Below are 13,998 nucleotides of genomic sequence, written 5' to 3' on the forward strand. Positions count from 1 at the left end.
ATATTCAATACACCCCATTAGAGTCCTCGTGATCGCCCTTTGGTTCTCGGCGGTGCAAGATTTTTTTCGCCAGGCTTTTCGCGAGTGCAAAATTCCCTGCGTCAATGACCCTTCTAAATATTCAAAATTTTGCCTAAATTGTGTTTATCAAGTAGAATAGTTCCGTACCTTAATCGCGCAAGGGGGCCGATGTTCTTTTCTTATTCGACATGCCATATGGTTTTAGGTGAGAGATTTTTCTGGAGGCGGTGATCCTGATGTCCGATCCGAACGAATTCGGGTCTCAATATTTCGAGAAAATATTAAATATGGTCGACGTGGGCGTCCATCTGGTGAACCGGGAAGGCACGACCGTCTTTTATAACGACAAAATGGCGGAGATCGACAGCCTTGCGCGGAAGCAGGTGCTGCATAAAAATATTTTTCACGTCTACCCTTCCTTAACCCACGAAACGAGCACGCTGGCTAAGGTGCTGCAGACCGGACAAGAGGTGCCCGAAAAAATACAGACCTACGTCAACGTCACGGGCAAACGCATTACGACCATCAACCGCACATATCCGCTCTTCGATAACAACAAACTCACGGGAGCCTTGGAGGTCGCCAAAGACATTACCAGCATCGTTCAGCTTCACGACCAAATTCTGGACCTGCGCCACCAGCTATACCAAGCCAAGCAGAAAGACGGCAAAAAGACGGGCGCGGCCCGCTATCATTTCAGCGATCTGATCGGGCAAAGCCCGGTGTTTCTGGAAGCGGTTTCTACGGCTAAAAAAGCTTCCCGCACCAGCTCCCCCGTCTTCATCTGCGGGGCCACGGGCACGGGCAAGGAATTGTTTGCCCAGAGCATGCACAATGCGAGCGTCCGCCGCAATCATCCGTTTATCGCGCAGAACTGCGCCGCCGTGCCCGGCGACCTGATGGAGGGCATCATGTTCGGCACGACCCGAGGCGCGTTCACCGGAGCGGTGGACCGTGCGGGCTTGTTCGAGCAGGCCAGCGGCGGCACGCTGTTTCTGGACGAGATCAACAGCTTGGATCTGCTGCTTCAGGCCAAGCTGCTGCGGGTGCTGCAGGACGGCATCGTGCGGCGAATCGGGGGGACGTCGGAGCAGCAGGTGAACGTCAGAATCGTCGCAGCGATGAACATGGAACCGCAGGAAGCGCTGGACAAAGGCATTTTGCGGCACGACCTCTTTTACCGGCTGAATGTCGTCAACCTCCAGCTTCCCCCGCTGCTGCGCAGGCAGGAGGACATTCCGCTGCTCGCGCAGCATTTTATCGAGAAGTTCAATCCGATGTTCGGCATGAAAATTACGGGACTGGCTCCGTCCGCCATGCAGCGGTTCATGGCTTACGCCTGGCCCGGCAACGTTCGCGAATTGGGGCATGCCATCGAATCTGCCTTCAATATGATCGAGCCGGAAGAGGAGATCCTTGAGGTGCATCATCTGCCTACGAATCTGAGGGAGGCTCCCAGTCCCATGCCGGTCACCTCTCTGCGGAAGCCGGACCTCACCGCGTTCCCGGCAGGGAAGTTAACCGACCGGATGAAGCAGATGGAGCGGGATGCGATCGTCGACGCGCTCAAGCGTCACGGCTACAACATCAGCCTTGCCGCGCAAGCCTTGGGGATCAAGCGGCAGGCTTTGCAGTACAAGCTGAACCGGTACGGGATCGCGAGGAAGCCGTAGCGCGGGTTTTCTTTTGCCAGATCGGTACGGGCCCAGCATCTCCCAATATTGGCACGGTTTTTGCTTATTAAATTAGCGAAAACGATTAATGGAGGTGCTCGCGATGAGCGTACCGATGATGGATCCGCAAAGCAAAGCAAACGTTCCCCCTCTCAGCAGCCAACGGCACTGGAAAGACGTCGAACTGTGGAAAGACGTGACGGAGGAACAGTGGAACGATTGGCTGTGGCAGTTGACGCACACGATCCGCACCTTGGACGAGTTGAAGCAGGTCGTGAATTTGACTCCCGAGGAAGAGGAAGGCGTGCGCATTTCGACGCAAACGATTCCATTGAATATAACGCCGTATTACGCTTCGCTTATGCACCCGGACGATCCCCGCTGCCCGATCCGCTTGCAGTCGGTTCCGATCTCCGCCGAGCTGCTGAAGACGAAATACGATCTGGAGGACCCGCTCCACGAGGACGAGGATTCCCCGACGCCGGGCTTAACCCACCGTTACCCCGACCGGGTGCTGTTTCTGGTGACCAACCAATGCTCGATGTACTGCCGCTACTGTACGCGCCGCCGTTTCTCGGGCCAAGTGGGCATGGGGGTGCCCAAGAAGCAGCTGGACGACGCCATCGACTACATCCGCCGCACGCCGGAAGTCCGCGACGTGCTGCTGTCCGGGGGCGACGGCTTGCTCATCAACGACAACATTGTGGAATATATATTGAAAAATTTGCGGGCGATCCCCCACGTCGAGATTATCCGGATCGGCACGCGGGCTCCGGTCGTCTTCCCGCAGCGCATTACGGAAAACCTGTGCAACATCCTGAAAAAGTACCATCCGGTATGGCTGAACACGCATTTCAATCATCCTTTGGAAATTACGGCCGAGGCGAAGCAGGCTTGCGAAATGCTGGCCAACGCGGGCGTTCCGCTGGGGAATCAGGCGGTCATTCTGGCGGGCATTAACGACAGCACGCATATTATGAAAAAGCTTATGCACGACCTGGTCAAAATCCGCGTCCGCCCCTACTATATTTACCAATGCGATTTGTCCGAAGGTATCGGCCATTTCCGTGCGCCCGTGTCCAAAGGGTTGGAGATTATCGAGGCGCTGCGTGGCCATACTTCGGGCTATGCCGTCCCGACCTTCGTCGTCGACGCCCCCGGAGGCGGCGGAAAAATCGCGCTGCAGCCGAATTATCTGATCTCGCAAAGCCAGGATAAAGTCATCCTGCGCAACTATGAAGGCGTTATCGTCGGCTACCCGGAGCCGAAAAATTATGTCTCGGGCCGCGCCGACGAATACTTCAACGAAATTTACGGCATCCAGCAAGCACCGGCAAGCACAGGAATTATCGCCCTCATGAAGGATGAAAAATTCAACCTGGTGCCGGAAAACTTGCACCGCATCGGCCGCAGAAAATCGTACGAGGAAGCTTCCGAGCACACCTCGCTGAAAGACCGCCGGCAAAAGCGGGATGAAATGAAGGAAAAGCTGATCAAAGCGGTGAAGCAGAAGGAGAACGCTTCAAACGCGGAAGCGTGAGGCGTTGGCGATAGGGGGAGCTTGGGCGGTTCCTCCTTGGCTGGCTTGGCAGGCGAGGGCTGTGTAAGGATTTTGGCATGCGGAAGGGCTGTGCGGGGGGCACGTCTGCCAGGCGTTTTTTCCGAAGGCTACCGGAGTTTTACCAACGTAAGCCTCTCTCGGAGCGCGTTTTGTTGTAATACGGCGGGCGGTTGGCCTCTGGCGCAAAACGTCGGGGCAAGCGAATTAGCCCTCGCGCATTCCACCAGGGAGCGTCGAGGGCTTTATTCGGGCTGCGTGGGCAGCAAGTACGTTCCTATTTAACCTTTGCTTGAAAATTTGTTGATTCGCGGCGCGTTCATCAGCTCTTCGTAACGAAACTTGCTTCCCAGCGCAGAGAAGTCGTTCAAATAAAGCGCCTCTTCGATTCGCTGCGACATGTTTTCGGTAACGTATTGTCCGCAGTTAGGACAATCCAACGCCGGAGCTTCCATAATCTGCACCGCCGTTTTCCCGTCCGGCGCCACCCAATAGCAATCTTTTACGCTCTCGCAGATCGCTTCCGCATTGCACCACATACATTTCATCGTTCGTTCTCTCCCCTCTCCAGGTTGTCAATATTTTTACCATATTGTATATAAGCAAAGTTGATGCCAACTTAGGATGGGAACGAAATAACCTTATAGACCGGGTGAAAGCCATACAATGCCGCAAAATCTTTTGCACTTCGCCATCATCTTGCAGCAAAACTTTTTGTCCGCCGGGAGAATAGACGTGATCCCCTCTCGCATTAGCCCTGTTTTTGCTTTAAACTTAGGGATGGACCGAATGTGTGGGGTATATTTGTGAAGTAGCTTTCTTACGGAAATCTAAGCACATGCTTACGAAGTAGCTTTCCTACGGAAAGCTAAGCACATGCTTACGAAGTCAGCTTTTCTACGAAAAGCTCTGAGGAGGAAAAAAAATGCTGGAAGAACAAGCTTACTATACCAATCAAGTCGAGCAGGGACGCGATTACGAGATGCATGTCTGCCTCGATTTCTTTAACAAAAGGATACGGATAGACGATTACCGGGGAAATATCGATGCTATTTACGGGCGTATGTGCGAGCTTGCCAGCCAGCATGCGTTAACCAAAGCCTTCGTCAAGTCGCGTGAAGAAGATTGGCCTGCCTTTTTATCCAAAGGCTGCACGCTTGAAGGGATCTATAAAGGCTACTTTCTTGGCAGCGACGCCTATTGTATGGCCGTCTACTTCGATCTGGAGCGTCGGACCAGCGATTACTGGATCGAGGAAGATCACATTTTGGGGCAAGTGCTTCAGCTCCCCTTGAAGCCGGAATGCCCGCAGATCCCCGCGGACTGTACGCTGCGCGTCGCCGAGCCGGAAGATGCCGAGGCGCTTGCCGCTTTGTATGGCCAAGTATTTCAAACGTACCCAACACCTATGAGCCAGCCATGGTACGTCGAGAAGGTCATCCGGGAGGGCACCGTCTTTTATATTGTGGAACAAGCAGGCCTGCTGATCAGCGCCGCCTCGGCGGAAATCAACGAAGCGTACCGCAATGCGGAAATTACGGATTGTGCTACGCTCCCCGCTTACCGCAAGCTGGGACTCATGAGAGTGATCATTCATGCGCTGGAGGAGGAATTGCACAGCAGGAACATCTATTGCGCCTATTCGCTGGCGAGAGCCCTTTCGTTCGGCATGAATGCCGCCCTCGGGCAGATGGGGTACCGTTACTACGGCCGACTGACGAAAAGCGTCGAGATTTACGACAAATTCGAGGATATGAATCTGTGGGTTAAAGACCTCGGGGAGGGAAGGACTTAGCGGAAGCTAGGCCTTCCCTTTCATACGGATAGGACATGCAATTTATTCTCGCAAAAAACTATCTTTCACCGGGAAACAATATAGCGATTACCACCAATTGATTTTCAATAGTTTGATAGTAAATCCTAAACTTCCTAATGATTGCCCGTGAAAAACCTTGAAATTCACCAAATTCTTCGACATAGGTAAGCCCGATCACTGGATTTAGTAGCAAATCTTCTACTTCCATCACGAGTTTCGCAATAAAATTATAAGTTTCTTCAGAAGTAAAATGTTCGCCGCGAAAAGAACGCAATTTCTCAATGATCGGCTCAGGCCAAACAACTTGATTTTTTTTCATTTCATAAAATCTCTGGGAGACAATCGCTTTATTAAATCGGAAGTGGATGTAGTTTTCCCTTGTCTAAATGCCTCTAGGCTTTCATCCATCATTTGTTTGAGATGTGGGCTTGATAGAACATCTGAGGCAATGGAATTTTGATCTTCTTCTTGCAGAACAATAGTAAATTTTCCTTTTCCGGGAATAAAAACCTGACGTACGGAATCCTCACGGCTCATATTTATAAATTGCTCCATTAAGTCCTCAGTTGTACGAACCTCTTCCATATCGATCACCACCCATTTCATTACGATATTTTAATCATACCACAGGCTAAGGTGGTACGTAACGCGATGTTTGATGGCATTTTTTTAGAAGGACCCACCCAACGCACGAACCGATTCTCAGGCGTGTTGTAATGCACCTGCCGCTTCGTATCCAGCACATGGCTCGGGACCAACCCTCCTGGCAGTATCCAACAATGGATTGCCTAACCTACATACCTCCACTTTCGTACTCCTCCCAACAAACAATAAAATCCAGTCGATTTCCATAAGCATTCCCTTGTTTTATTTGGTAAAATAATAGCGCATTAAGAGGTGATTGGAAATGAAATGCAAACTTGGAACCATTATTTTGTTTATAGGTTGCGTATTATTGAATGGCTGTGGAGTTATTAGTACGAATAAACCAGCGGAACCAAACAAAGGTGTTGCCGCTGTAAATACGAAGCAACATCAATTCAAACCGATTGAGAAGGGTCCAGGCCCGCTCACAAAAGAGAATACTTCCATCGGAGGTATCCATATTGGGGATAGTCATGAAAAAGTCAAATCCTTACTTGGAGAGCCAACACAAATCATTAATAGTGGCGGGGGAACCCCGGAAGTCGAATGGTATTATGAAAAGCAGAATGCCAGAATCCTTTTTTATCGTAATAGCGAAAAGGACCCGGTCGGTGGTGTAGAAAATATTTTGTTGGCGAGTCCTTCTACCTTGAAAACGGATAAGGACATCGGCATTGGTGATTCAGCCGAACAACTCATGAATAGCTATCAAAAAATAGAAGCTGACGGTAATAAAGCGGCAAGTTACTGGGTAACTGGTGTTACTCAGACCGAGGGCGTATACCATCCTTACCTCCTATTTCTAATGGATGACAACAATCGTATTAAGAACATCCAGTTATCCAACCATTTTATCGATCCGGCTAACACAAAATGAACTAACGTTAAGCAACTCCATCTGAAACAATAACAAAAGAAGACGCTACTATAGGCGTTTTCAGCCAAATCAGTAGCGTCCTTCGAATTCGCTATTTCCTATCAGATGCAAATCGATAACAAACTTTAGTAGCTCCTCCCCACCTTACCGACTACGGTTAAACACCACGAGTTTCAGCTCCGTCAATTCCTCCACCGCATACTTGACGCCTTCGCGTCCGACGCCGCTTTCTTTCACGCCGCCGTAGGGCATATGATCGAGCCGGAAGGTCGGAATATCATTGATCATGACGCCGCCGACATGCAGCTTATCGATCGCGTTCATGGCCGTATGCAGGTTGTCGGTATAAATCCCGGCCTGAAGCCCGTAGACGGAATGGTTGACCCAGTCTACCGCTTCCTCCACCGAGCTAACCTTGTTGATCAGCACAATCGGAGCGAACACTTCCTTGCACGATACTTGCGCGTCAGGAGGGACATTCAGCAGCACCGTCGGCGCGAGAATCCCGCCTTCGGCCGTTCCGCCCAGCGCCACGGTTGCCCCCTGCTGCTCGGCTTCTTGAATCCATGCCACGGCCCGCTCCGTTTCACGTTCGGAGATCATCGCGGACAGATCCGTCTCGGCATCCAGCGGGTCTCCAAGCTTGAGCTGCTTGGCCGCTGCGACGAATTTTTCGACAAATTCGTCATACCTTTCCTCCATGACGTACACCCGCTGCAAGGAGATGCAGACTTGGCCCTGGAACGAGAAAGCGCCCGTGACACAGCGCGCAATAATGGAATCGATCCGGGCGTCACTGTCCACGATAACCGCGGAATTGGAGCCCAGCTCCAGCGTAACCCGCTTCAATCCGGCTTTCGCGCGGATGCTTTTGCCGACGGACGGGCTTCCCGTGAACGTGATGACATCGACGCGGGGGTCCTCGACGATTTTATCGCCAATGACTCTGCCCGCGCCGGTGACGACGTTCAGAGCGCCGGCAGGAAGCCCGGCTTCCATGAACAGCTCCGCGATGAAGAACGCGGATAACGGCGTCTGGCCCGCAGGCTTCAGGACGACGGTATTGCCTGCGGCAATCGCCGGGCCCAGCTTATGGGCGACCAAATTCATCGGGAAATTGAACGGGGTGACCGCACCGACCACGCCCAGTGGCTCTCTCACGGTATAAGCGAAGCGTCCTTCCCCTCCGGGAACGGCGTCCATCGCCAACGTTTCGCCGTGAATCCGCTTTGCTTCCTCGCCCGCCAGCTTATACGTCTGGATCGTGCGGTCCACCTCGATCAATGCGGCTTTGATCGGCTTGGCGGCTTCCAGCGCGATGAGGCGGGCCGCTTCTTCGCGGCGCTGTTCCAGCAGGCGGGACACGGTTTCCAGAATGCGGGCCCGTTGATGGGCCGGCATGCTTCGCATGACCGGCTTGCAGCGGACCGCCGCTTCGATCGCCAGCTCGGTCTCCGCGAGGTCAGCCGAAGCGATGTCGGCTAACTTTTCTTTGGAGTACGGCGAGTACAGCGAGGTGTAATTTTTCGTTTCAACCCAGGTTCCGTCGATGAATGCATGCTTTTTCATGAAGTGAATCCGCCTCCTTATGCGATACGATCAGTCCGCCTTGCCCGCTCCGGCCGATACGGCGCTCAGCTCCGCCATGGCCTCGCTGATAATGTCGAGCCCTTCTTGCAGCTGCTCCTCCGTAATGACAAGCGGGGTCAAGAAACGGACAATATTGCTGTGGACTCCTGCGCCGAGCAGGACCACTCCTTTTCGGTAACAAGCTTGCAGCAAAGCTGCAACGAACTCTTTGGCCGGCTTGCCGTTCGCCGGATCGACGAACTCCACGGCGCACATCGCGCCCAGCCCGCGAACATCTCCGATGATTTTAAACTCTTCCTGCATCTTGCGGAAATGACTCTGGATCGTGTCGCCGATAACCCGCGATTTTCCCGACAAGTCTTCGCGCTGCATCATCTCAATGACCGCCAAAGCCGCAGCGCACCCGAGCGGGCTGCCGCCATAGGTTCCGCCAATTTCGCCCGGGTTCGGGGCGTCCATGATCTCCGCTCTGCCGACGACGGCACTGATCGGAAGACCTGCGGCGATCGATTTGGAAAGCGTGATAAGGTCCGGCTCGATCTCGAACAGCGTCGAAGCGAACATTTCCCCGGTCCGCCCGAAGCCGGTCTGAATTTCATCGGCAATAAACAAAATACCATGCTTCTTGCAAATCTGAAAGACGCCCTGCACGAACGATTTTGGCGGAACGATGAAGCCTCCCTCGCCCTGCACCGGCTCCATAATGACCGCCGCCAGCTCTTCCGGGGCGACCTCGGTCAGCAGGAAGTCCTCGAACTGTTTCAGGCAAAAGTCCCCGTACTCTTCCTCGCTCATCGACGCGGGACGTTGGTACGGATAAGGAAACGGCGCTTTATAAATCGCCGGGGCATAAGGCCCCATCTGGTATTTGTACGGCTTTACTTTGCTGGTCAAGGACATGCCGAGCAGGGTCCGGCCGTGAAAGCCGCGGGTGAACGAGACGATGCCCGTTCTGCCTGTATATTTCCGCGCGATCTTCACCGCGTTCTCGACCGCCTCCGCGCCGCTGTTCAAGAGCACGGTTTTTTTCGCAAAATCGCCCGGCGTGATCTCAGCGAGCTTCTCCGCCAACGCCACATAAGGCTCATACATTCCGACATGGAAGCACGTATGAATGTATTTTTCCGCCTGCTCCTTAATGGCGTCTACAACCTCGGCCGGGCTGTGGCCCACGTTGATGGTGCCGATCGCGCCGACGAAGTCCAGGAACACGTTGCCGTCCACATCGTACAGCAGCGCCCCCTGCGCTCTCTCGACAAACAAAGGATGGTTGTTGCCTACTCCCTTGGATACCGTTTGCTGTCTCCGCTCCAGAAGCGCTTTTGTCTTCGCTCCCGGCAATTCGGCTGCAACCGATACGAATTTTCGTTGGGCTGTCATTGGTTTGTTCCCCTTTCGGCTTGAAAAAACATATGAGTGATAAGGCCCTTACCATACCTTACCGTACCGTAAAAAAACGCCGGTTTAGCCGTTCGTTTCGTCCAGACCGCACCACTGAATGAGCGTCAAAGCGATGATTTCCGCCGCTTCCGTCACTTTGTTCAGCTCGATATATTCGTTCGGGTAATGAGCGACCTCCGTAACTCCCGGCCCGAACACGATAGCAGGCGTCTTGCCCGCTTGGGTCAGCAGGCCGCCGTCGGTTCCCCACGGGGACGCTTCAATGATCGGCTCCGCTCCGGAGACCTTGCGGTACTGCTCCGCCAAGGTGTGCATGAGCTCATGCTCCATGTCCATCGACCCGGGAATCCAGCGGGCGCCGAACCATTCCAAGACGGGAGCGTGCTCCTTGAACCACGGGTCCTGCTCGGCAAGCCGCTCCAGCCACTGCTCCATCTCCAGCTTCGCTTCCTCGATCGTTTCCTCGGGCGAGACGCCCATCCGGCCTTCCAAGCGAACGAGATCGGGAACCGAGGACGGCCAGTTGCCGCCTTGGATGACCCCGATGTTGATCGGGATCGGAATCGGCGTATTTTGATACAGCGGATCAGTGATCCGGGCGTTGCGCCGCTCCTCCAGCGCTTGAATGTGGCGAATGACGAGCAAGCTTTTCTCGATGGCGCTGACTCCCTCATACCGAGTGCCGCCGTGCGCCGCTCGGCCTTTCACTTGAATCCGGAACCACATCGAGCCTTGCTGCTTCGGGAAAATACGCATATTCGTCGGCTCCGGGATGATCGCCGCATCGGCCTGGTAGCCCCGCATCACGGTCGCGAGCGTACCGGCCCCGCCGCTTTCCTCCTCGACGACGCTCTGAAAGATGACGTCGCCTTTCAGCCGGAGGCCCAGCCCCTGGATCGCTTGGATCGCCAGCAGCAGGGAGACGTTGCCGCCTTTCATATCCGTGACGCCGCGGCCGTACATCCTGCCGTCCCGGATCGCACCGCTGTAAGGATCGTCTGACCACTGCTCGCGCTCCCCCTCCGGGACGACGTCGATATGTCCGTTCAAAATGATCGACTTGCCGCCGCCGGAACCGCGCAGAATGCCGACCACATTCGGGCAGTTATCGAAATCCGGCCGCGAGGAGCAAAAGTACGGATGCTTCTTCAGAGCTTCCCCGTCCAACTCCCATACGTCGACCTCTAAGCCCATCTGCTGCAGCTTCTCGGCGACCAAAGCCTGCGCCGCAGCTTCATGGCCCTGCGTGCTTGGCACCTGCACTAGCCGCTGCAAGAAGGCCATGCCTTCCCCGCTGTTCGTACGCACCCACTGCTTAATCCGTGCTTGGAGCTCTGCCATGTTCCTCCTCCTTATTTCTACGCCTCACTCACCGAAGGCTCCAACCGCCGTGCGGACCCCTGCCGCGATAACGACTTCGTTCATCACGGATTGCCTCCCTTATTGAATCGTGGACACCACGGACGGAACGATCAATTCCGCCTCCGTCTGCCGGATGACATCTTCTGCTGTATAGGGGGCCATCACTTCCCGCAAAACAAGTCCTTCGTCCGTTACTTCCATCACGGCCATTTCGGTAATGATCATATCCACGCAGCGCGGCGCGGTTAACGGAAGCGAGCACTGCTTCAATATTTTCGACTCGCCCTGCTTGTTCGTGTGATTCATCAGCACGATGACCTTGCGCGACTTTTGCGCCAGCTCCATCGCTCCGCCCATGCCGGGCACCCGTTTGCCGGGAACGATCCAGTTCGCCAAATCCCCGTGCTGGCTCACTTCGAGCGCGCCCAGAATCGTGATATCCACATAGCCGCGGCGAATGATCCCGAACGCGGTCGCGCTGTCGAAATACGATGCGCCCGGCACGATGGTCACCGGAAAGCCTCCGGCATTGCACAGCGCAGGATCTTCGCTCCCCTTGGCCGGGCTCGGACCGGTGCCTAGAATGCCGTTCTCCGCGTGAAAAAACACTTGGATCTCCGGCGGCACATAATTGGCCACCAAGGTCGGAATCCCGATGCCGAGGTTCACAAGCATCCCGTCTTGAATCTCCTGCGCCGCCCGCCGGGCGATCCGGTAACGGCTATCTTCTACTCCCACGCCCATGTCCAGTTCACTCCTTGACTCGGTATGACCATATCGACATAAATCCCCGGGGTGACGATGCATTCCGGGTCCAGCTCGCCGAGCGGCACGATTTCGTCAACCTCGGCAATGGTGTAATCTCCAGCCATCGCGACGAACGGATTGAAATTGCGGGCGCTTTTGTCATAGATCAAGTTGCCGTACGGATCAGCCTTCAGCGCGTGCACGATGCTGACCTCGGCGGTCAGCGCCGTCTCGATCAAATACGGCTTGCCGTCCAGCACGATCTGTTGCTTGCCCTCTTCGGCAATCGTGCCGATGCCGACATCGACGAAGATGCCGCCCAACCCGACGCCTCCGGCGCGGATGCGCTCGGCCAACGTCCCTTGCGGGCTGAACTCAACCTCAAGCACGCCCTCGTTCATGAACCTTCCGGCGTTCGGATTGGAGCCGATGTGCGAGACGATGACCTTCCTGGCCCGGCCCGCCGTGACCAACCGCCCGATCCCGATATCCGGGAACGCGCAGTCGTTGCCGATCAGAACGAGATCGCGCACGCCTTTATCCAATATGCCTTGGCACAAGGACGGAGGATTGCCTACGCCTCCGAAGCCCCCGTACATCAGGGTCATCCCGTCGCGAATATGCTGAAGCGCGTCCTCCAGCCCGGCGACCTTGCTTCGCTTTTTTACAAGCTCCATGCGTATTTCCCCCTTCCCCTTATACCGCCGCTTTATTCAAATGGCCTTCCACCCGCAGTTCCTCTTGCACTTCAAAAATACTTTTTTCCAATATGCTTACCAGGCTATCGATTTGTTCCGGGGTGATAATTAATGGCGGAGAGACGATAATCGCGTCTCCGGCCGCTCCGTCGATGCCTCCCGATGCCGGGTAAATAAGCAGCCCTTTGTCAAAAGCGCGCTTGATGACCCGTGCCGTCACGCCGAGCGATAGCGGGAAAATCCCCTTCGTCCGTACATCCGGCACGAACTCCAGTCCGAGCAGCAGCCCTTTGCCGCGCACGTCGCCTACAATATCCAACCGATTGGCCATCTCCTGCAGCTTGCCGAAAAGATACTCGCCGTTCACTTCGGCCGCACGAACCAGATCGTGCTTTTCCATATAGTCCAGCACGGCCAGGCAGACGGCAGCGGATTGCGGATTGGCGCTGTACGTATGGCCCGCCATAATCGACTTGGACCCTTGCAGAATCGGCTCCATCACCTTATCGCTGACCAGCGTCGCCGCCATTGGCGTGTAGCCTGCGCTCATGCCTTTGCCCAAGGCGACGATGTCCGGGGTAACCTCCCAATGCTCGATGCCGAACTTTTTGCCGGTCCTGCCAAGCCCCGTCATCACCTCGTCCACGATGAACAAGATATCGTATTTGTCGCAGATGCGCTTAATCTCCTGATAATAGCCCTCCGGCGGCGTCACCGCCCCTCCCGAAGCGCCGATGATCGGCTCCGCGATAAATCCGGCGATATGCTCCGGCCCGATACGCAGAATCGACGTTTCCAGCTCCTGCGCGCATTTCATGCCGCATCCGGGGTGCGCTTCCTTCAGCGGACAGCGGTAGCAGTACGGCGCGGAGACGGACGGATAATCCTCGAGCAGCGGAATGAACCGCTTGCGCCGCAAAATATTGCCGGACATGGACAAAGCGCCCATCGTAATGCCGTGATAGCTCATCCAGCGGGAGATGAAACGGTTTTTGCGTTCGCGGCCTTTCTCCTGCCAATGCTGGATTGCAATCTTCATCGCCGTTTCCGTCGCTTCCGAGCCGCTGTTGACGAAAAAGGACCAGTTCCAGCGTCCCCCCGACCAATTGCTTAATCGGCGCGCAAGCTCTTCGGCAGACTCGCTCGTAAACTGCGCGCGGTACGCGAACGATACTTTTTCCGCCTGCGCCTTCATCGCTTCGACGATTTCCGGCACCCCGTGGCCGATGCTCGCCGTCACCGCGCCGGAGCAGCCGTCAATATACGTGTTGCCGTCCGTGTCATAGAGATAAATTCCTTGTCCGCTGGCCACCGTTGGATAGTCGTAGTCCAGAATCGGCTTGATCAAATGTGTATCCGTCATGTCGGTTCCCCTCTTTACAGATCTTAGCCGAGAAAGCCCTTGCCTTTAGGCATGGGATGAATCGGCTTAGGACAAGGGCTGTCTTTAGATAGCTTAATTGTCCTACATTGTTTCATGTTGTTGCAGTTTTTAGGTTTAAACTGACGCAATCGGTGTATGGGATAACAATAATAGAAGAACGACAACAACCGTATCACTCATCAACTATCATTTTGTGTGGTAAAATTAAAAGGTACGACCTCGCAAT

General features: G+C 54.7%; 13 protein-coding genes. 4 read left to right on the top strand and 9 right to left on the bottom strand.

From position 1 onward, the window contains the following. Window positions 1–257 precede the first annotated feature (257 nt). Complete coding sequence (locus NLX71_RS19840; protein ID WP_254365500.1) at window positions 258–1,694, top strand: sigma-54 interaction domain-containing protein; 1,437 nt, start codon at window positions 258–260, stop codon at window positions 1,692–1,694. A gap of 118 nt (window positions 1,695–1,812) precedes the next feature. Beyond that, window positions 1,813–3,234 (top strand): lysine 2,3-aminomutase, encoded by a 1,422-nt coding sequence (gene kamA / locus NLX71_RS19845; protein WP_254365511.1) that lies wholly within the window; start codon window positions 1,813–1,815, stop codon window positions 3,232–3,234. 299 nt (window positions 3,235–3,533) lie between these two features. Here the strand turns inward: kamA and NLX71_RS19850 are convergent, their stop codons facing one another. Then, entirely contained in the window at window positions 3,534–3,800 is a 267-nt protein-coding gene (locus tag NLX71_RS19850; protein ID WP_254365501.1) for a YokU family protein, read from the bottom strand. Window positions 3,801–4,177: 377 nt separating this feature from the next. Between NLX71_RS19850 and ablB the strand changes: the two genes are divergently transcribed. After that, the gene (gene ablB, locus NLX71_RS19855; RefSeq protein ID WP_254365502.1) at window positions 4,178–5,047 is read left to right on the top strand and encodes a putative beta-lysine N-acetyltransferase; all 870 of its coding nucleotides are present in this window, start codon (window positions 4,178–4,180) and stop codon (window positions 5,045–5,047) included. A 58-nt stretch (window positions 5,048–5,105) separates the two neighbouring features. On the opposite strand, the gene NLX71_RS19860 is transcribed toward ablB, so the two are convergent. Beyond that, window positions 5,106–5,387, bottom strand: a complete 282-nt coding sequence (locus tag NLX71_RS19860; protein ID WP_254365503.1) for a hypothetical protein — start codon at window positions 5,385–5,387, stop codon at window positions 5,106–5,108. After that, window positions 5,384–5,653, bottom strand: coding sequence for a hypothetical protein (locus NLX71_RS19865; protein ID WP_254365504.1), 270 nt, complete (start codon window positions 5,651–5,653; stop codon window positions 5,384–5,386). Before NLX71_RS19865 ends, NLX71_RS19860 begins: the two co-directional genes overlap by 4 nt. A gap of 322 nt (window positions 5,654–5,975) precedes the next feature. On the opposite strand from NLX71_RS19865, the gene NLX71_RS19870 reads away from it, so the two are divergent. Further along, complete coding sequence (locus NLX71_RS19870; RefSeq protein ID WP_254365505.1) at window positions 5,976–6,590, top strand: hypothetical protein; 615 nt, start codon at window positions 5,976–5,978, stop codon at window positions 6,588–6,590. 144 nt (window positions 6,591–6,734) lie between these two features. Here the strand turns inward: NLX71_RS19870 and NLX71_RS19875 are convergent, their stop codons facing one another. From NLX71_RS19875 to NLX71_RS19900, 6 genes are all read right to left on the bottom strand, one after another. Then, window positions 6,735–8,159: an aldehyde dehydrogenase family protein gene (locus tag NLX71_RS19875; RefSeq protein WP_254365506.1), complete on the bottom strand. Its 1,425-nt coding sequence runs from the start codon at window positions 8,157–8,159 to the stop codon at window positions 6,735–6,737. Between the two features lie 30 nt (window positions 8,160–8,189). Continuing rightward, window positions 8,190–9,560, bottom strand: coding sequence for a 4-aminobutyrate--2-oxoglutarate transaminase (gene gabT / locus NLX71_RS19880; RefSeq protein WP_254365507.1), 1,371 nt, complete (start codon window positions 9,558–9,560; stop codon window positions 8,190–8,192). 84 nt (window positions 9,561–9,644) lie between these two features. Beyond that, a complete protein-coding gene (locus tag NLX71_RS19885) occupies window positions 9,645–10,922 on the bottom strand; it encodes a peptidase (RefSeq protein ID WP_254365508.1) in 1,278 nt (425 codons plus the stop codon). A gap of 99 nt (window positions 10,923–11,021) precedes the next feature. After that, window positions 11,022–11,687 carry a CoA transferase subunit B gene (locus NLX71_RS19890; protein WP_254365509.1) on the bottom strand — a complete coding sequence of 222 codons (666 nt, stop codon included), beginning with the start codon at window positions 11,685–11,687 and terminating at the stop codon, window positions 11,022–11,024. Beyond that, window positions 11,672–12,367, bottom strand: a complete 696-nt coding sequence (locus NLX71_RS19895) for a CoA transferase subunit A (RefSeq protein WP_302058355.1) — start codon at window positions 12,365–12,367, stop codon at window positions 11,672–11,674. The genes NLX71_RS19890 and NLX71_RS19895 overlap by 16 nt, the downstream gene beginning before the upstream one ends. A 19-nt stretch (window positions 12,368–12,386) precedes the next feature. Next, window positions 12,387–13,751 (bottom strand): aspartate aminotransferase family protein, encoded by a 1,365-nt coding sequence (locus NLX71_RS19900; protein ID WP_254365510.1) that lies wholly within the window; start codon window positions 13,749–13,751, stop codon window positions 12,387–12,389. Window positions 13,752–13,998 lie beyond the last annotated feature (247 nt).

Source organism: Paenibacillus sp. MZ04-78.2 (genome assembly GCF_024213375.1).
In the GTDB taxonomy this organism is placed as follows: Bacteria; Bacillota; Bacilli; order Paenibacillales; family NBRC-103111; genus Paenibacillus_G.